This window comes from Streptomyces sp. NPDC007905, from assembly GCF_042959345.1.
Classification (GTDB): Bacteria; Actinomycetota; Actinomycetes; order Streptomycetales; family Streptomycetaceae; genus Streptomyces.
On sequence record NZ_JBIBKS010000039.1, the window covers coordinates 1 to 18537 of the forward strand.

12 protein-coding genes and 5 pseudogenes are annotated in these 18537 nt (G+C 68.9%); 7 read left to right on the forward strand and 10 right to left on the reverse strand.

Translation table 11 applies throughout. The features are described 5' to 3' along the window. Nucleotides 1–142: 142 nt before the first annotated feature. Nucleotides 143–237: pseudogene (locus tag ACFZDC_RS39005) on the reverse strand (SAM-dependent methyltransferase); the annotation flags it as partial. Between the two features lie 310 nt (nucleotides 238–547). Here ACFZDC_RS39005 and ACFZDC_RS39010 point away from each other — a divergent pair. Continuing rightward, the gene (locus ACFZDC_RS39010) at nucleotides 548–2713 is read left to right on the forward strand and encodes an NACHT domain-containing protein (protein ID WP_391331474.1); all 2166 of its coding nucleotides are present in this window, start codon (nucleotides 548–550) and stop codon (nucleotides 2711–2713) included. Nucleotides 2714–2798: 85 nt separating this feature from the next. Here ACFZDC_RS39010 and ACFZDC_RS39015 read toward each other — a convergent pair. Together ACFZDC_RS39015 and ACFZDC_RS39020 are read right to left on the reverse strand one after the other, a co-directional pair. Next, nucleotides 2799–2942, reverse strand: a pseudogene (locus tag ACFZDC_RS39015) (low temperature requirement protein A); the annotation flags it as partial. A 372-nt stretch (nucleotides 2943–3314) separates the two neighbouring features. Continuing rightward, nucleotides 3315–5284: pseudogene (locus tag ACFZDC_RS39020) on the reverse strand (acyl-CoA dehydrogenase). Nucleotides 5285–5540: 256 nt separating this feature from the next. Between ACFZDC_RS39020 and ACFZDC_RS39025 the strand changes: the two are divergent. Beyond that, nucleotides 5541–5903 carry a PRC-barrel domain containing protein gene (locus tag ACFZDC_RS39025; protein WP_391331475.1) on the forward strand — a complete coding sequence of 121 codons (363 nt, stop codon included), beginning with the start codon at nucleotides 5541–5543 and terminating at the stop codon, nucleotides 5901–5903. A gap of 456 nt (nucleotides 5904–6359) precedes the next feature. Here ACFZDC_RS39025 and ACFZDC_RS39030 read toward each other — a convergent pair whose 3' ends face one another. The 4 genes and pseudogenes from ACFZDC_RS39030 to ACFZDC_RS39045 form a co-directional block, all read right to left on the reverse strand. Continuing rightward, complete coding sequence (locus ACFZDC_RS39030; protein WP_391331477.1) at nucleotides 6360–6809, reverse strand: lamin tail domain-containing protein; 450 nt, start codon at nucleotides 6807–6809, stop codon at nucleotides 6360–6362. A 430-nt stretch (nucleotides 6810–7239) separates the two neighbouring features. Beyond that, nucleotides 7240–7334 (reverse strand): annotated as a pseudogene (locus ACFZDC_RS39035). A gap of 304 nt (nucleotides 7335–7638) precedes the next feature. Further along, nucleotides 7639–8154: a hypothetical protein gene (locus ACFZDC_RS39040; protein ID WP_391331479.1), complete on the reverse strand. Its 516-nt coding sequence runs from the start codon at nucleotides 8152–8154 to the stop codon at nucleotides 7639–7641. A gap of 1137 nt (nucleotides 8155–9291) precedes the next feature. Continuing rightward, complete coding sequence (locus ACFZDC_RS39045; RefSeq protein ID WP_391331481.1) at nucleotides 9292–9492, reverse strand: hypothetical protein; 201 nt, start codon at nucleotides 9490–9492, stop codon at nucleotides 9292–9294. 96 nt (nucleotides 9493–9588) lie between these two features. On the opposite strand from ACFZDC_RS39045, the gene ACFZDC_RS39050 reads away from it, so the two are divergent. The 4 genes and pseudogenes from ACFZDC_RS39050 to ACFZDC_RS39065 all read left to right on the forward strand — a co-directional run. After that, complete coding sequence (locus tag ACFZDC_RS39050; protein ID WP_391331483.1) at nucleotides 9589–10575, forward strand: ATP-dependent DNA ligase; 987 nt, start codon at nucleotides 9589–9591, stop codon at nucleotides 10573–10575. A 226-nt stretch (nucleotides 10576–10801) separates the two neighbouring features. Beyond that, a complete protein-coding gene (locus tag ACFZDC_RS39055; RefSeq protein ID WP_391331485.1) occupies nucleotides 10802–11176 on the forward strand; it encodes a hypothetical protein in 375 nt (124 codons plus the stop codon). Beyond that, on the forward strand, nucleotides 11173–12651 hold the full coding sequence (locus ACFZDC_RS39060; protein WP_391331487.1) for a hypothetical protein: 1479 nt from the start codon (nucleotides 11173–11175) through the stop codon (nucleotides 12649–12651). Before ACFZDC_RS39055 ends, ACFZDC_RS39060 begins: the two co-directional genes overlap by 4 nt. A 112-nt stretch (nucleotides 12652–12763) precedes the next feature. After that, nucleotides 12764–12922: pseudogene (locus ACFZDC_RS39065) on the forward strand (IS701 family transposase); the annotation flags it as partial. Nucleotides 12923–13033: 111 nt separating this feature from the next. On the opposite strand, the gene msrA reads toward ACFZDC_RS39065, so the two are convergent. The 3 genes from msrA to ACFZDC_RS39080 form a co-directional block, all read right to left on the reverse strand. Next, complete coding sequence (gene msrA, locus ACFZDC_RS39070; protein ID WP_391331488.1) at nucleotides 13034–13540, reverse strand: peptide-methionine (S)-S-oxide reductase MsrA; 507 nt, start codon at nucleotides 13538–13540, stop codon at nucleotides 13034–13036. A 126-nt stretch (nucleotides 13541–13666) separates the two neighbouring features. Then, on the reverse strand, nucleotides 13667–14593 hold the full coding sequence (locus ACFZDC_RS39075; protein ID WP_391331490.1) for a hypothetical protein: 927 nt from the start codon (nucleotides 14591–14593) through the stop codon (nucleotides 13667–13669). Nucleotides 14594–14597: 4 nt separating this feature from the next. Next, nucleotides 14598–15002: a hypothetical protein gene (locus tag ACFZDC_RS39080; protein WP_391331491.1), complete on the reverse strand. Its 405-nt coding sequence runs from the start codon at nucleotides 15000–15002 to the stop codon at nucleotides 14598–14600. A gap of 63 nt (nucleotides 15003–15065) precedes the next feature. Here ACFZDC_RS39080 and ACFZDC_RS39085 point away from each other — a divergent pair, with 63 nt between their 5' ends. Further along, complete coding sequence (locus tag ACFZDC_RS39085) at nucleotides 15066–18533, forward strand: CHAT domain-containing protein (protein WP_391331493.1); 3468 nt, start codon at nucleotides 15066–15068, stop codon at nucleotides 18531–18533. The last annotated feature ends 4 nt before the right edge of the window (nucleotides 18534–18537 follow it).

The following is an 18537-nucleotide window of genomic DNA, read 5'->3' on the forward strand; positions in this document are numbered from 1 at the left end:
GACTGGTACAACCACCGAAGACTCCACGGTGAGATAGGCCACGTCCCGCCCGTCGAATACGAAGCCAACTACTACACCGAACTCACGAAACCCCAAGTCACAACCACAGTCTGAGATCTCTACCGAACCCGGGGCGGTTCAGTGTGTAAGCGAGACCGCCCTGCAACTAGCGCGTTCACGGTAGAGGTCTGCGTCGGCGAGTTCCGAACCCATTCCGCCCTCGCCGGCGGCGAAGCAGAAGTCGCAGCTGCCCATGTGGCGTGAGGGGCTTCACTGGTCGGCGCTGTCGGTGGACTACCAGCCCAATCACGCTACTGAGCAACCGATTTGGACACCACGAGCACAACCGCAATCCTGCGACACGGGCCTCCCAGGGCCAGCTCGTTCGGATTTCGACAATCCCGAGCTGGGCAGGAGGCCCCGCCTTCATACCGAGCCACCGCACTCGAGCCGGCGTCCAACAAGATCGGTACGACAACGGCTGCTCAATGCAGAGAATTGGTAACATCCCTGCGATTAACGGGTGGGGCAGGCGATGATCCCGGCCATGGAGACGAGGAGAGCGGTCGGCTGGTACTGCCTGGGAGCCATCGGCGGGCTGGTGTGCGTGGCCGCTGCGTTCTGGACGCTGCGGGCGCTGACCAAGGGACACTTGCAGTACGGCGACGCCGCAGGGGTGCTGTCCTTATTGCCGGGCGTGTTGGGCACCGTCATGGGCGTGTGGGGTGTGCGGCTGGCAGTGGTCGCGCTACGCGAGGCCCGCACAGGTCCAGTGATCGCCGCTGACCTGGCCACGCGCGTGCTGACCACCGAGGGCGCACAGTACAGGCAGCTCTTGGGCGGGGACCGGCAGGCGCTGAACGGCCCAATCGACCTCGCCTTCACCTGTACGGATGCCTATGGCGTGGAGGGCGCCGCCGGCCACGGCACCTTGAAAGACATCGCCGGATATTACCGGCCGGTTCGGCCGGCACGCCTGGTCATCACCGGCCCGCCCGGCAGCCGCGGCAGCCGTGGACGGCGCCGCGAAGCAGGCGACGCAGGAGCAGGAAAGACCGTCCTGGCCATCGCCCTGGTGCTCGGTCTCATCCGCGACCGCGGCGAGAGTGACCCGGTACCGGTTCGGCTCGCAGCCACCGCGTGGCCGGGCACGCCGATCCGTGACTGGCTCACCCATCACCTGGTGCGTACCTATCGTCTCACCCCGAAGGACGCCCGCCGCCTGGTCCGCGAGAACCTGGTGCTCCCGGTAATCGACGGCCTGGACGAAATGGACACCGCTCCCACACCCGGCGGCACCTCCCGCGCCGCGCGACTGCTGCGTGCCGTCGAACTCCACGACCACGCCGGTGAGAAGGCTCCTGTGGTGCTGACCTGTCGTCACGTTGCCTACAATGCTCTCGTCGCCGCGGAGGCCCAGCCGCAGAAGACGGCCCGGGTGCAGATCGCCCGGATCGACCCCGAGCGGATCGTGGAGTATCTCCAAACACGGGTCGGGTACTCCGCACGAAATCTGGCCCGCTGGCAGCCCGTCCTCGACGCGGTCACCCCGCCCACCGGTCAGCCGTCGGCGCGGTCGCCGCTGGCAAGGAAGCTCGACAGCCCCTGGCGCCTGACGTTGGCAGCCGTCGTCTACGAGGAACGCGGCGACGACGGCGGTTTCCTGCGCAACCCGGCTGACCTCCTTACCCTCGCCTGCAGCAGAGATTTCTACTGCCATCTGCTCGACCGGTACATCAAAGCCGCCGTCAATGCGCCCCTCAGCGGCGACGGCGAGCAGGCGGCTCCCCGCGCCCGGACGGTCCGGCTGGACCCGGAGAGGACCTGGCGTCATCTGGCGGCTCTCGCCCACTACCTGCACACCAACGCCCTGCACACTCCCCGTCGGGTGGCTGGCCGGGAGCTGTCCGGCAGCGACATCGTCCTGCACGAACTGTGGCCCTTGGCCGGTGACCGGGCCCGTATCGTCGGCGCCATCGTCACCCACGTCATGGTGTTTCCGTTCTGCATCACGTTCGGCACGCTCTGCGTGCTGCTGCACTGGTCGTTGGTCATTCCCTGTGTCGTCGCCATGCTCGCCCCCTTCGCGGGGATGATGTCTCACAGACGTTCCTGGCCGGTGCCCCGAAGGCTTGACTTCCAGCGACTGCGCAGCCGCCGTGGCCTCGTGGCGTTGTTTCCCGCTGTCACGGCGGGCACCGGCCTTGGAATTGCCATCGGCATCCGTGACGGGGACGCGCCGGGGATCGCCTACGGTGCTGTGACCACGGTCGTCCTCGGCACCATCCTGGGCAGTGGCTTCCAGCAAAGGGGCAGCAGTTCTGTGATCGATCCGCGGGCGCCCCTAAGGGCTGACCTGACCGGCATGCTCATCATGGTGCTCGGGTTCGGCCTCCTGAATGGACTCGCCAGCTCGTTCGGGTTCGGGTTCGCTGGCGGGCTCGGTGTCGCGGTCGGCGCCGTGTGCGGCGTCGCGTGGGGGCTCGCTCTCGCGGTCGCCTTCGGACTCATCGGCGGCCCGGGGGCGGTCGCCATCCGCTACATGGCCTTCCTGGTCTGCGCGCGCCGCCACTTGCCCTGGCGGCTCGGCAGATTCCTGGACCGCTGCCACCAGCTCGGACTGCTCCGCATGGCGGGCATCGCCTATCAGTTCCGCCAGCGCGAACTACAGGACCACCTCGCCAACCGCCCCACGGCACCCATCGGTATCTGAGTCCCCGACCCGGTTGTCTCCCGCTCCGGGACGACCCGGTAGAAGGCAGAAGAGAGACGACAGACGGCGAAGTTCCCTTGACCTGCGCTTGCTCGGGGATGCCCGCGACGCAGACGAGCACGCCGACCATCTGCAGGAAGGTAAGCAGCCGGTAAGGCAGATCGTCGGTGTCGTAGGAGGCGAACCAGGGGAACATCATCCACGACCACCAGATCCCTAAGAACACCATCAGATACGTCGGCGAAGGTGCAGGATGTGGACCGAAAGGCAGCAATGATCACGCCGTCGGTCCGGGCGCTGCAGCGCTAGCTAGGCGAAAGGCGTGGACGCACCCCGCCGCGCGCGTCCCGGCCGGCCCGTGGCTGCTCCCGGTGATAGCGCTCGGCGCCCTCTCCTGGTGCGAGGCCCGCTGGCACAAGCCCTGGTATCAGCTGACCACGGCGTAGCTGCGTGTGTCTCACGCGGTCCGGTGGCTGTCGACTCGCTCGTCCGAATGCACAGCGGCGGACCCGTTCGTGATCTCCGCGAGGATTCCGTCCTGTGCGCTTCGTCCGCACCGCCTCCGCAGCCGTCGTCGTCGCCGCGCTGCTCGTCCCTGCCGTCAGTCGGCGGGGCCGACCAGGTCCGGTGCTCGCAGGACAGGAGCCGGGATGCCCCAGGCGTCGACGAGGTCGACGGCGAGGGGGCGCACCTTGCGGCAGAGGTCGTTCACCTCGCGACTGATCGCTTTGGACCGCTGGACGGTCAGCCGGCCGTGTTCCATGAACCAGGCACGGTCGGCTTCGATGGTCGAGAGCGCGAACAGGTCGCACAGCAGGCCCAGGGCATCCTTCTCTGTGCCTTCAGGAAGAGCCCGCACCTTGTCGACGAAGGCTTCGGTGACCAGCCGTTCGACGTGGGCCCGGGCGAGGGCGATGACGTGGTCCTGGATCAGCGAGAAGACCGCGCCGGGCTCGTCCTGCTGGATGCCGCGCTTCATGCGGCGGGCGAGGCCGGCGAGCATGTGCTCCCTCGCGGAAGCGAACCATGGCGAGGTGGTACTCCGAGTCGAGGAGTCCAGCTTCCCGGTCCCATGCGTCACCGCCGGGCAGCAGGTCACGGACACGTTCGAGGAGTTTGTGCGCCGAGGTCCGCTCGATGACGGTCTCGACGGCGAGGCCGGTGACGTAGCGGACCATACCGAGCTGGTCGAGGTCCTCGAACTCGGTCGCGTGATCGGTGAGCCGGCCCTTGGCCACGAGCTGGAGGAGCACGTGGTTGTCGCCCTCGAAGGTGGTGAAGACGTCGCTGTCCCGTTTGAGGGCGGCGAAACGGTTCCGGGCAAGGTATCCCGCGCCACCGCACGCCTCGCGGCACTCCTGGACGACGCGGGTGGCGTGCCAGGTGGCGAGTGCCTTGATGCCGGCGGCTCGCGACTCAAGGCGGCGCCGTGCCTGCGGGTCGTTTTCGATGCTGGAGAAGACCTCGTGCAGCTGGGCTCGTACGACGTCCTGGGCGAAGTGCAGCGCGTAGGTGCGGGCGAGGAGGGGGAGCAGCCGGCGCTGGTGGAGGCCGTAGTCGAGGAGTACCTGTTCCTCGGTGTCCCGGGACGATTTGAACTGGCGCCGCCGGTCGGCATACTTGGTGGCGACCACTAGTGCGACCTTGGCGACGCTGACTCCGGCTCCGGCAACGCTGACTCGGCCCTGCACGAGGGTGCCGAGCATGGTGAAGAAGCGTCGGTCGGGGCTCTCGATGGCGCCCTCATAGCGACCTTCGGGGGTGACCTGGGCGAAGCGGTCGAGGAGCGCCTCCCGGGGGGACGCGTACCCCGTCGAAGCGGATGCGTCCGTTGTCGACGCCGTTGAGGCCCATCTTCCGGCCGTCGTCCTCTATGGCGACACCGGGCAGGACCCGGCCGTCCGACCGTAGAGGAACGACGAAGGCGTGGACTCCCTCGGTCCGGCCGTCCACCTCCAGCTGGGCGAAGACGACGGCGAGTTCGGCGTGGCGCGCGGCGTTGCCTATGTAGTCCTTGCGACCTTGCTCGTCGGGAGTGGTGAGGACAAACTCCCGGTTCTCGGGGTCGTAGCGGGCGATGGTGCCGAGCGCCTGGACGTTGGAACCGTGACCCACCTCGGTCATGGCGAAGCAGCCCATCAGCTCTCCGGTGACCAGGCGGGGCAGGTATGTCTTGTGGTGGTGGTCGGTGCCGAGATGCAGGATGGCTCCGCCGAAGAGCCCGAACTGGACGCCAACCTTCACGAGGACGGAGAGGTCGCCGAATGCCAGGGTCTCGAAGGCGGCGATCGACGCGCCGACGTCGTCGCCGCCGCCGTACGCGCCGGGGAAGCCCATGCCGGTCTGACCTGTCGCGGCCAACTGGACGACGACATCGCGGACCCTCTCGCGGAACGCGTCGATGCCGAGCGCGTCGGCCTCGTCGAGGACGGCGGCATGGGTGACCAGGTTAGTCCGGACGAGGTCCCGGATCCCGGCGTACTCGCCGTCGAGAACGGCGGTTAGGGCCGGGACGTCGATCTCGAGCTGGAACCGGCCGCCGGCGAAGACGGAGCTGTTCTCGGTTGCCATGCCGCTTCGCTACCCCGAGCCGCGACTATCAACCGACGCGACCCCGGCGCCAAGCGTGGTCGGCGCGGGGCGCGGGACCGGTGCGCGGTTCCGAACGGCTGACGAACGCTGCCGCCGTTGGCCGAGGTGGCCGGCCAGGTAGCGGTGGCAGGCGTCGACAGCCTTGACGGTGTTTACAAGCCCGCTTCACGGACATTTGGAGCCCCCGAGACGGAAACCGAGATGCGCAGGGATCTCTCTAGCGCATCTGTGGAGGATGAGCGTGACTGAGAACATGTGGAACTACGCCCCGACGGCCGGCCACACTCCTGACGCCGATCTGACCGGTTATGCGGTGGAAGCGACGGACGGACACATCGGCAAGGTCGACAAGCACTCCAACGACGTCGGATCGCAGTACATGGTCGTCGACACCGGAAAGTGGATCTTCGGCAAGGAGGTCCTGCTCCCAGCCGCTACGATCACCCTCATCGACCACAATGCGAGCACCATCACTGTCGCTCGCTCCAAAGAGCAGATCAAGCGCGCACCGGAGTTCGACAAGGACAAGCACTTGGGCGACCCCGCCTACCGCGACCAGATCAGCGGCCACTACGGGGCCGGTGGCGCCGGCCACTGATCCCGCCGATTCCCCAACAAGGCGGTCGACCACAACTCCGCTACGCGCTATGGCCTTGAAGCAGACGGAGCGCTGGCGAAGCCGTAGGTGCCTCCGGGCGATGTGACACCTCCCCAACCTGCCTACGAAGCGGTGGGCGGCTCTCGAGGGGCTGGCGCGGGTCCGGCTCCGCCCGCTCATCCCGCCAGGCGGACGTGGTGGTAGCCGCCACCGACTCTGTAGCGTGCCATGGGCCGGTCAACGGCATGCGTGCGCTTCCCGTACGCATGCCGTACGGGAAGCGCACGAGCCCGGCATCGCGCGGCGGCATCGGCATCCGCCTCCAGCCGGGCGCGGGCGGCAGCCAGGATGGGTGTCCTGGGAACGGCAGATGGGCCTCCCCGCGGTACGGGAAAGCCCATCATCGGGCGCCGGCTCACCGGCTGGCGTCACCTACCGCCACTGGCAAAGGGGGGATCAGTGGCGGTGTCCGCGGTGGCAACCCCAGGAGACCTCGTCGACGTACCGGCCGCGGTCGTTGCGCAGCGTCGCGATGTCGTGGTCGTCGTTCCACACGTAGGCGCGGCGGTCCTGGAAGAGGTCAGTGCGGGTGTCGCGGCCGATGCCGGTGTGGACGCGGACCGTGGAGCGGCCGTCGAGGCGGACGTGGCGGAACGTGTAGGAGTGGCCGTCCTCGTCGGCGAGGGTCCAGCTGTCCAGGTTCACCGCCCGGCGGGTGGAGTTGGTGATGTCCACCCACTCCTTGTTCAGCGACCAGTTGGAGCGGTTGTCACGGCCCGGGGAGTCGTACTGCACACCCGAGATGTACACCGCGGCGTGCGCGCGGCCCGGGTGGTGGTCGGCGGCCGAAGCCGGCAGCGCCACCGCGCCCACGGCGGCGGCCGCAACAGCAGCGACGGCGGTCATACGACGGACGGAAGAAGCAACGGACACCAGGGTCCCCCTTAGTGCGCACACCCCGACTCCGGCCCGTGGCGCCAGAAACCCCAGGCCAGCGGAGTGCGTTGTGCTGGTGCGCAGCCAGCCGGCCGCACACCCACACCCTGCAACCCAAACCCCCGCAAGGTGAGGGAAATGCGCACGGCATTACAGATTCACCAGATCTTCGTGACACTCGCATGCAACAACCATCTATGCCGTGAATGCGGCAGATTGACGCTCTGCCAGGCATGGTCACCGTGGAATTGCAGGCCTGAGGCAACCATCCGCCAGGACACGCCACCCCAATTCAGCAGACGCATTCACCCAAAAGTGAGTAACAGACCCAACGGGGACCGCCGGCTCAAGGACCTATGCACCGGGCCTGGCGCACGCAGCCCCCGGAAGGGGGTTACGGCGGAGAGGGCAGGATTCGAACCTGCGTGGGCCCCGAAGGGCCCGACCGTGAGGCGAGCTCGCTGGTCCCCGATCAACCACTCCGGGCACCTCTCCCCGTGTCCGGCCCGGGTGTTGCCCGCTGCCGTTCACAGGACCTACTGTCGCAGGGTCGGCTGACAGCGTGCTGACATGCCCGTCCGGTCCCTCCGGGGACCCATGCCATGCGCGAGCACACGAGGATGGGCGCGGGCTCGTGCCCGTCAGTCCCACCCGTTCCAGCTCATGCCCGGGAGAAGTTCGCCATCCGGGCTGCTCAGCCCCGGATGAACCGGGCAGCCTGATGCTGGGGCAGGCGCCGCTAGGTGTCGGCGCCGGGACGTCCAGCAGGGCCGTCTGGAGGTCCCGGCGGTCATCTCGATCAGCCGATTCCGGTGACCTGCAGGGCTGTGGTCCAGTTGTTCTTGATGGCGCTGCGGGCGGCGGACAGGGTGATGGTGCCGGCGCAGACGGCGTTCTTCAGTTTGGTCTCTACTCCGTCCTTGGAGTGTGCGGTCTGGGAGCCGGAGTAGGGCTCGGGCCACAGGTTGTGGGGGTCGCGGGGTGCGCCGCCGAGTTCGAGGGGGACGAGGTGGTCTTCCTCGTAGTCGGCCCTGTTGGTGTCGGTGTAGCCGTAGTCGGTGATGCCCTGGGCTTTGAGGGGGTTGGTGTAGGAGGTCGGGGGGCGGACGGTGGCGGTCCAGCCGGAGACGCAGATGGTGCTGTGGATGTTCGACTGGGTGACGTCGGGGTTGTAGGCGCCGGGCGTGCACGAGGAGTCGGGTAGCGGGAGGTAGGCGTGGGAGCAGGTCGATGCCTGGGCGGTGCTGGCCGTGGCGGCGATCAGGCCTGCGGACCCGAGGGCCAGGGCGGTGAGGGTGGCGGTGAAGCGACGCATGTGGGGTTCTCCTGCAGGATCGGCCCGGAGGGTGGGGTGCCGGGCGACTGACGGCATGACACCACCGCTCGCTCTATGCGAGTAGATCCTGCGGAGTGAACAAGAAGCGACCTGCGTAACCTTTGCCTCTACCGAACCAAGCCTTTCCGAACCTCTCTGTTTAGTCGCCGAGTTGCGCCGTTAGGACACCGTCAGCCGGTCAGCGGACAGGCCGGTGACTCCCGGAACGGTCCCGCCCAGGCCCTGCGAGAGGCGGCACGGCGCCGTGGTGCTGAAGCGCGCGGGCAGCTTGAGGATGGCCGGCTGCTCCCGGGGCCGGTACGGCGCGCGGCCGCTGATGCAGGCCTAGGACGCCACCCGGGACCAAGCCGTGGACGCCAACGGCAGAACATTCCGCAGTGCACGCAATGTCGGCCGCACACGGAACTGGGCGTGCTCGGCTGACCGCTGGCGGCTCCGCTGCGGCGTCAGCCGCCTGCCGAGGCATCCCTCCTTGCGGTGACCGGCCGCGTGGTGCCACTCGCGGATGCCCCTGGTGCAGCACAGTGATCCGGTGCTCCCCCGCCGGTCATCGTTGGCCCTTCTCCTCTTGGCGCTGCTGGCCGTCACGGGCTGTACCACCGTGACGCCCAGCCTCTCGCCGGACGACGGCCGTACCCTGGGCCTACGGGCTCCCCTCGTACAGGACGGGCCAGCGTCCACGGTGCCGATGGGATCGTTGCCCCCGGCGCGCTCCGCGCTGGTGCGCACCGGGCCCACTCAGGCGCGGCACACAGCTAAGGCACGGCACCTGCGCCGCCACCGGAGCCAGCCACCAGTGACTCACGCGCAGCCGGCGCATAGAACTGCTCCCCGATCTCATCCCGCGCCACGCCGTCGGCCTGCCCCTCCTCCGCGTCCTGGGACGCGGCATCCTGTCGTGCAGGTGCCCCGGGCCCGACCGGTGCCCCGGACGCGGACCTATCCCCAGCGCATGCGACAGCTGTGCCGCAGCGCCGAGAAAGTGGCGGCCCCCGACATCGTGAGCCTGTGCCGGCAGGCCTGGGGGTAGCCCTCCAGGCGCGGCGTGAACCTGCTGATCACGGGCCCGCGGGGGTCACTCTCAACTGGCTCCTCGTCCGTGAGCCGGACCGCCTTCTACGCGGCGTGCTCCAGCTCGTACCGGTTGTCCCCCGCCGCCGCAGCGTGCGCGGTGACGGCCGACTGAGCGGTGTCGATCGCCTCGCGCCAATGGCGCCACTGGGCGTCGTATTCCGTCCCGGTGTGACCCGCGAGCTTCACGCGTTTCTGCTCGGCGGATCGTTCCAGTTCGATCAGTTCCTCGATGGCCTCTGCCACAGGCACGGACCCTAAGCGGCACGTGCCGCGCCTCGCCGATCGGGCCCGCCGACCAACCGGGTAGAGCCACACAGCAACTTGTGGAAGGCATCGCCCATGACCTGGACGCTGCCGGAGCCCATGCTCGCCGCCCCTGTGTCCGACCCCGCCCTGCCCCCGGGGCACGCGGCGGAGCCGAAATGGGACGGCTGGAGAGCACTCCTGTCCTGGGACGCTCACCGCCTGATCCTGCGCTCCCGCAGGGGCACCGACCTCGAACCCTCCTTTCCGGAGCTGCGGGCCGGTGCTGCGCAGCTCCCCGATGCGACCGCCTTGGACGGGGAGCTGGTCGTGTGGGATGCCGCGGGCCGTCTGGCGTTCGAGCGGCTGCAGGGCCGCCTTCAGTGCCGCGGCGCGGGTGCGCTGCGGCTCGCCGAGCAGTGGCCGGCGCACTTCGTGGCCTTCGACCTGCTCCGGCTCTCCGGCACCGACACGGTCGGGTGGACCTACCGCCGCCGCAGGGCCGCCCTGGAAGCCCTCTTCGCCGACCACCGGCTCACCGCACCGTGGGTGCTGTGCCCGTCGACCACCGATCCGGACACCGTGCGCGAGTGGCTGACCAGCTGGACGGCGGTCGGGCTCGAAGGCGTGGTCTACAAGAGGCTGGAGGGAAAGTACGAGCCGTCCGTCCGAGGCTGGAGAAAGTACAAGGCCCGGGAGACCGAGGACGCCATTGTCGGCGCGTTCACCGGCTCCCCGGCGGCTCCCCGCACGCTGCTGCTGGGCCGGTACGACGCCGACGGGCGACTGCGTTACGTCGGACGCAGCACCACTCTCCCGCAGACCGCGGGCCGGGCGGTCGCCGGGCTCCTCACCTCGGCCGGAGACGATCATCCCTGGACGGGCTGGACGTTCAGCGCCGGGTGGGGCTCGCGCGAGAGGCTGCACGTCACTCTCGTGGCGCCGGAGCTGGTGGTGGAGGTCGGTGTCGACGTCGCCCGTGACGGTGCAGGCCGGTGGCGTCACCCCGCGAGCTGGCACCGGGCACGTCCGGACCTGTTCCCGGCCGACGTTCCGGCCTTCGAGCCCGGCCCGGCACGCTGAGCGCGCGTGAGGTTAGACCGCGTGCCCCGCGCGGAGCTCATGCCGGCTGCCCGGCGAGCGCGGCCAGGCGCTCCATCTCGTCCAGGCCGTCGTTGCAGCACCGCCCGCACACCAGGCGGAGCTTGTTCATCTGGGCGAATACGAGGTTTCCGGCTCCTGCTGACGGCGCGTATGCCTACGATTCAAACGTTCGGCGTACTGGAGAGAACAGCACAATAGGAGAGACATGTCCGAAGGACAGATGTCGTCCGACCGCGCGGAGCTGGAGAAGCTGCTCGGCAAGGACATCGACGAACTGCTCGTGCTCCTGGCGCAGTCCGACCCGGAGCATGCCGAGACGATGTTCTCGTCCGACGAGGCGAGGGACGCCGGACGACGCCGCTTCGAACAGTTGTCGGCCCCTCTGCGCCGACGCATCTGCGACGAGTGGCGCTACTGCGAGAAGAAGGCGAATGGCGACCTCACGGACCACGTCGAGATCGCGGTGGCGGTCGCCGACCTCATCACCACGGTGGTGGGCGGTCTGCCGGTGGCGCTCGTCACTGCCCTCGTGATGAAGCGGGGCCTGAACCAGCTCTGCGGATGCGGCGCCTCCAGTTGACCGTTCCCCCCAACCTGAGTGGCAGTTACCAACCGCGTACGGACAATCTGTGCTTCAACGTCCGCATTCCCGATGAGTTCCCCTTCATCGACTACGAGGTGCGGCGGGCCGAGGACCTTTCCGGGCTCGCCGTCATCGTCGAGGAGTTCCTGCATCGGTGCCAATGGGCGGCGACGCCGTTCGGCCTGGTCTACCGGACCGCCGCGCTGGTACAGGCACGTTTGGGACTGCGCCTGCTGTGCACGCTCGCGGCTGATCCCTCGCTCCGCCTGCCCACCCCCTGGACCAAAGTCCGTGTGAAGGACGTCGCGGCGCCGCTCGCCGAGGATCTGCACACCGTCAGTGCTCTGGAAACGCTGATACGTTTCCTGTTCGGCGCGCCGCTGGGCCGTCCGCTGAACGAACTGAATGCCGCACTGGACACGGCCAGGGAGGCACTGACCCACTTCTCCCCGCTGTTGTTCGGAACGTTCCAGTCATGGAACCCACGAGACGTCGTCTACCGGCCGGACGGAACACCCATCACCAACCGCACCACCCGCGAGGTGATGGAGAGCCATGCCTCCGCGTTCGCCGTCGAGTTGCTGAGGTCGCGCTCCGCGGCAGCGGCAGGACCATGGTTCGACGAGCACACTCGGCGCAAGAGGATCGGCATGTACGCCGCGCTCGAAGAGCTGACGAACACGGCCCGGCTGTCGCTGGAGTCCCTTCCGCACCTCGGCACGCAGTGCCTTCTGCAGCTCGCCGACCTCGCGATCGGCGAACAGATCGCCGATGTACCGGGACTGCCACCACCTGCCGACTACATCGAGTCCATGCTGCCGTACGTCCGGTACGGGACGGCGCTGAAGGACGTGGCCCAGTCCGCGGACGCCCTGGCCCTGCTGGAGAGGCAGAGCCCCGAGGAGCACGCCGATCTCGACGACGCCCTGCGGCTGCGCGTGATCATGCGCAACGCACTGACGATCAGGGGCCAGGCGTCGCCAGCGTTCGGTCTTCCGGTCATGTCACGGCGTCCGGTCATGCTCCGCAACGCCGCCGCCGCCCGACAGTGGTGCGTCGAGGAGGTGAGCGCGCTGCAGACGGATGGCGATGTCGGGCTCGTCGAGGAAGCCCTCGTCGGTGCCACTGCCCACGCGGCGATCCGCTTCTTCATGGTTCAGGGAGAAATGCAGACGGACGCGGTCCTGTTCGAACCGACCGTGGAGCGCTTCCTGCTCCTGACCCGCCTCTGCGACTGGCCCGTCGTCGAGTATGACGACGGGCTGGAAGTCTTCCTGTGCGACGCGATGGACGATCCCGGTCCCGTGGTGATCGGCCAGGCGACGGTGTTCGAGGTCTCCAAGACCATCCATGCGCTGTTGAAGCAGTCGTGTACGGGTTTCGACGGCGACGCGTGGCGGATCGGCATCCACCAGCGCTCTCTGACCGAGGTGGTCGGCGTCCGCGCCGGGCAGCTCGTGGGTACGCCCTGACCCGGCCGGCCGGTGCCAGACCGGCCGGGCGTCGGGCTCAGGGCACGAACACCGCTTCCAGGAACGGTTCGATCGCGGCGCGCCAGGCCTCCGGCTGGTCGTAGTGGACTAGCACGACTACCGCGAGATGAAACAGGCCCTGGGACTGGCCCACTTCGAAGGCCGCACCTGGAACGGCTGGCACCACCACGTCACCCTCGTCTCCGCCGCCCACGCCTTCTGCACCCTGCAACGACTGGCACGAGACCCAAAAGACGCGGCGCAGGACTGAGCCTCTACCAAGTCGTCCGAGAACTCCAGACACTCCTCGCCGCCTGGGCCGGCGCCTGCCCCACCTGCCACCGCGACATACCTACACCGATACGCACCTGACCAAGCCCTACTAGGCGTCGGCGCTGCGGGGCAGCTTCCAGCCCGGGCGGGGGAAGTGGCAGGTGTACCCGTTCGGGAACTTCTGCAGGTAGTCCTGGTGCTCGGGCTCGGCCTCCCAGAAGTCTCCGGCGGGGGTGACCTCGGTGACGACCTTGCCCGGCCACAGGCCCGAGGCGTCGACGTCGGCGATGGTGTCCTCGGCGACCCGCTTCTGCTCGTCGGTGAGGTAGAAGATCCCCGAGCGGTAGCTGGTGCCGATGTCGTTGCCCTGGCGGTCCTTGGTGGACGGGTCGTGGACCTGGAAGAAGAACTCCAGCAGGGCTCGGAAGTCCGTCCGGGCGGGGTCGTAGACCACCTCGATGGCCTCGGCGTGGTCGCCGTGGTTGCGGTAGGTGGCGTTCGGCACCTCGCCGCCGGTGTAGCCCACGCGGGTGGACACCACTCCGGGCTGGCGGCGGAAGAGCTCCTCCATACCCCAGAAACAACCCCCGGCGAGGATGGCCTTCTCGGTCGCCATGGTTCCATTCCCTCAGTGACGGACATCGGCTTTCGCTGCTACTGACAACCTACGAGGCCGCCGTATTCCTGTGCACGCGCCGGCCGCTCCTCGTCCGGGTTCCGTAAGGACGCAGGACCGGCCGGTTCAGGGCGTGATCGACGGTCGCGGGCGCAGGACGGCGTTGAGGGAGGTTGCCGCCGTCGCGTCAAACCCGGCCTGGCACGCGACTCCCAGCTGCTCCGCGACCTTGCGGATGTTGAGGTCGACCGTGCTCTCGGCCAGGGTGGCGAGTGCGTCGATCGCGGCGCGTGCCCGCAGGACGGCCGTGCCGACGAGGACGGCGCCGATGAGGGAGGCCGGCCACCAGCCGGTGGAGACGGTGACGAGCAGGTAGGCCGTTCCCCAGGCGGCGAGTCGGCTGGCGTCGGCATAGCTATCCCGAACGCCCTGGATGTCCTTGCGGGCCTCGCCGTCGGCGACCGCCCAGATGTGCGGCCAGATCTCTGCGAGTTCGACGCCGTAGCGTTGCCGGACCCGACCGGTGGCGGTGGCCATGCGCTGGGCCGTCCAGGTCGGCCGGTCCGGTGGGCCGTCCGGGAAGAGCCGCTCCTGCTTCGCGCGAAGTCGGGCTTCGGTCGGACGACGGCGGTTCGGCGGCGTCCCGTGGAGGCGGTCGTGAACGCGCTGGTCACGAGCCTCCTGGAGGGTGCGGGTGAGGGTGGTCCAGCGACGGATGCGCCGATGGGTGAGCACCGTGACGTACCAGTGCGGCCGGTCCGGGATCCAGGCCCGCTCGAAGGTTCGGCCCACAGAGGCCGCAGCTGCCCCGGCGGCAGTTGCGAGGGCGGTCACGAGCAGCAGGGCGGCGAGGAGTTCGGCCGGCTGCTTGTGTGCCTGCGAGCCGGCGAACGCGTTCAGGTAGGTGCGGAGGTACCGGAGGTCCACCGCGTGCCGGAAGCCCGAGTGCCGCGCGATCGCCAGGCACATGACGAAGAGCAGGCCGGGGCCGAGCAGCAGCGCGGCCCAGCGCTCGGCGGCCTTCTTGGAGATTCCCAGGAGCAGTGTGGTCACGGTGTCACGGCAGGAGGGTGAGAGGGCGGTCGACCAGGGCGCAGCTGGCCGCGCTCTCCTCGGCGCGGGTGCACCAGCGGACCGGGCAAACCCGCAGGGGCGGTGCCTCACGAGGGGTTCGGACTCCCGGCAGCGGGCTCCACGTCCGGTCCGGCCGGGTCAGACCGTGAAGACCGCAGGGGGTCGCCGCCGCGTCGAGCCGGTCGAGGAGGTCCGTCATCCTGTCCAACGGGCGGTCGCCCGAGGCCATCAGTTCGATCATTTGTCGGAGGAGGTCGTCTGCGCCAGCCGCCGTCAGCAGGTCGGCTAGTTGATCATTGCGGCCGTACTCCCGGCAGAGCTTCTCCACCCGCTCGGCGAGTTCGGTCACCGCGTCGTTCGAGCGTCGGCCCGTCGGGGTACCTGGCATACCATCAGTTTAGGCTAAAACAGCGGTAGTTGGTGCCCGCTGTGAGGGGCGGGGGGCGGTCGGATGCGTGACGAGTTGGTGGCGAAGGTCTTCGCGAGACTGGGCGCTGCCCGGGGCGGTTCGGGCCGGGAGATACTGCTGTCGATGGACGCGTTGGCTGAGGTGGTGGCACTTCTGGGGCATCGTCGAAAGGGGCAGTTCGATCTGCAGGCCATCGGGCTCTCCGCCGGAATGTTCCTGGAGCGCAGCCTGGTCGGACCTCCCGGACAGGACATGCTGGAGTTGGAGATAGCGGGCCAGTTGTTCGGACCGGTCTACGCCGTGACGCCGGATCTCGTCCCCGAGCAGATGAGCCGCGTCTACCGGGCCGGTCACGACCCCCTAGCCACCTTCTCCCCCCAGACCGGGTTCGTCACCGACCCCACGGTCTGGCTGGAGCTGCACGGCGGGCCGCTCCTGAGCTACACCGACACGGGTGACCTCGCCACCCTGAGGCTCGCCGTCGACATTCTCGAGCTGGCCCTCGTGGCTGCCACTCCGGATCATCCCGAGCTGACCAGGGTGCTCAAGCAACTCCTCGTCGTCCTGAGTGTCCTGCGCGCGGCCACTCACGAGCGGGACGTCTGCATGCGGGCCGTCGACGTGGGCGGCCTCGTACACGTTCGCATGCGCCCCGAGGAGGCCGACCGTCCCTTGATGGACCACCACCATGACACGGCCCTGTATGACTTGGCGGGGCGCGACAGGCTACGCGCGATGGCTTCGGCAGAGGTGGACCATCGCTTCGCCCTGATGAATGCGTTGATGCAGCTCGGCCTGCTGATTGATGAGGTCCAGCCACTGCTCAAGGCACTCGACCTGTACGGAGAGCTTCCGGAGGAGTTGAAGAGCCTGGCGGTCGGGCATCTGTCGGCCGTGCTGACGAGACTTCTGGCCTCCGGGCCGGGCGAGCGGGCCACCGCCGTGGCCCGCTGCCACGACCTCCTGGCCTCGTCGCCGCCGCACCGCCCGACCGAGACCGCGGTGCTCGTGGTCCTCTGCGAGGCGGCACTGGAGGATCTGGCCGAGGAGAGTGACATCGACGGACTCCGACGGGCCGTCGGACTGAGCCGGCGCCTGCTGACCGTGGCGCAGGACGGCGGTACACAGACTTTGGCAAGGATCTACCTGGCGGCCAAGCTGGGCAGGCTCGCCCAGCAGACCCATGACCCGGACCCGGCGCGGGAGGCGGTCGCGCTGGCACGCACCACTGTCGAGTCCCTTCAGCAATCGGATCCGGCGAAGGCGAGACTCGTCAGGACCGCACTTTCGGAGGCTCACCGGATCGTCTACGAGCTGACCGACGACCTGGAAGCACTGCACGAGGCGGTCCATGAGAGCAGGCTCGCGATCGAGGTCGTCAACGACGCCGATGCCGTTGTCGCCTCGGGGGCCTACCTGAGCCATGCGAAGGCCGTTCATTACGACGGCGGCCGCCGCCAGAGCCTGGAGCTGCTGGAGGAAGCACTCACCTCCCTCAAGCGGGCCAATGAGTTCCCGGACCTCCCGGCGGCGCAGCGAATGGCGATCCTGCATCTGCTGACCAGGGTTCTGGGCGACATCTTCCGCCGCTCCCCGCACCGGTCGGTGGCGACGATCGACGAGGCCGTCGAGTACGGCGAACAGGCGCGTGCGCTGGTACCACCCGGGGGCCCGGAGGAGCCGATGGTGCTGTGCGAGCTGGCTCGTGTCCAGGTCCTGCGGGGCGTGGCCACGGGCGACGTCGAGCGGCTCCGGGCGGCGATCGGACTCGCCGAGCAGGTGCTGGCCCGCGCCGACGTCGCCATGCGCGGGACCCTGGTCGCCGCGGAACTGGAACGCGCCACGGCGCTGGGAAACTTGGCAAGGGTCACCAAAGACCCGAGCCATGCCCTGGAGGCGCGCGCCGGGTTCGACCGGGTGATCGACTCGCCGTACGCCCGGCTCGACGTCAGGACGATCGCGGCGGTGCTGCGCAGCCAGCTGCCGGCGCCGACAGCCGGCCGGACCCTGGACGACCTGGCGGAGATGATCGACCTCCGTCGGCTGAACGTCGCTTCCGGCCCGCTTCGGGCCGACCGTGAAAACGTCCTGCGCCGCTACCGCGGGTTCACCGGGCAGCTCATCGAGGCCGGGATCGCGGCCGAGGACCCGGTGCGGACAGTCGAGTTGATCGAGCGAAGCCGCGGCCTGCTGTCGCAGGACGTCATGACCGTCCACCCGGGTGCATCCGTCACAGACTCGTCACAGACCGCCGAACTTCTGCAGCTGACCGCCGCGTTGCGGGCCCTCGATCTCCGCGACAGTGCGACAGGGACGAGTTCCCTGCGTCGCCAGCTAGAACGGGACATTGCGCAGGAACGGCGAAGGCTGATGGACCGCTGGCGGAACCTGCACGCCACGGCCGCACCGGACGCGCAGCACTCGCTCGCCGATACGGCGGCACAGGGCCCGATCGCCCTGATCGCTACCGGCGACGAAAAGGGGTACGCCGTCCTGGTCACCGCCGACGCCGACCGGCCCGTCCGCATTCTAGAACTGCCCGAACTGGCCCACAAGGGGGCCCAGGAACGGGTGCTGACCTTTCTGACGGCCCGGCACTACGCGCTGACGGCCACCTACACCCTGCGGGTTCGCCTCCAGGCACAGGCAGCGGTGCGTGACACGTTGGCCTGGCTCTGGACGGCCGCCGCCGAGCCGATCCTCGCCGAGCTCGGGCTGGAACCCGTGTCCCAGGGCGGCGACTGGCCGCGCATGTGGTGGTGTCCGCTCGGATTCCTGAGCCACCTGCCCTGGCACGCCGCCGGCGACGGGACTGCGGACGGCGTGCTCGACCGAGTGGTCTCCTCCTACACGACGAGTCTGCGCGCCTTGCACTTCGTGCGGCAGATGCCGGAGGGCACCGGCCCGAGCCGGACGGTGATCGTCGCGCAGGTGCAGGCCCCCGCGACCGTCCCGCTGCGCGGCGTCGACACGGAGGTCGCCGCGATCCGGCACTGGCTGCCCAACGCGAGCCTGCTGACTGGGACCGAGGCGACGAAGCAGGCCTTCCTGGCGGCGCTGGAAAGCCACGCGAACGTCCACCTGGCCTGCCACGCGGTGACCGACATCCACTCTCCGGGCATGAGCCGACTCCTGCTCGCCGACCACGGGGAGACCCCGCTGACGATGGCCGAGCTCGCCGCGCTCCAGCTGGCCGGCCGTGAGCTGGCGGTGTTGTCGGCCTGCAGTACCGCCGAGACCGGCTCGGACCTGACCGACGAAGGACTGCACCTGACCGGCGCCCTCCAACTCGCCGGATTCCGCCACGTCATCGGTGCGCTCTGGCCGGTCAGCGATGCGACGGCCGGGGAGATCTTCGACACCTTCTACTCCCACCTCACGGATGCGGGGAGTCGGGAACTCCGGGTCGAGACCTCCGCCCACGCTCTGCACCTCGCCGTCCGCCGGTTGCGCGAGCACTGTCCCGCGACGCCGACGGTCTGGGCCTCGTTCGTGCACACCGGAGCGTAATCGG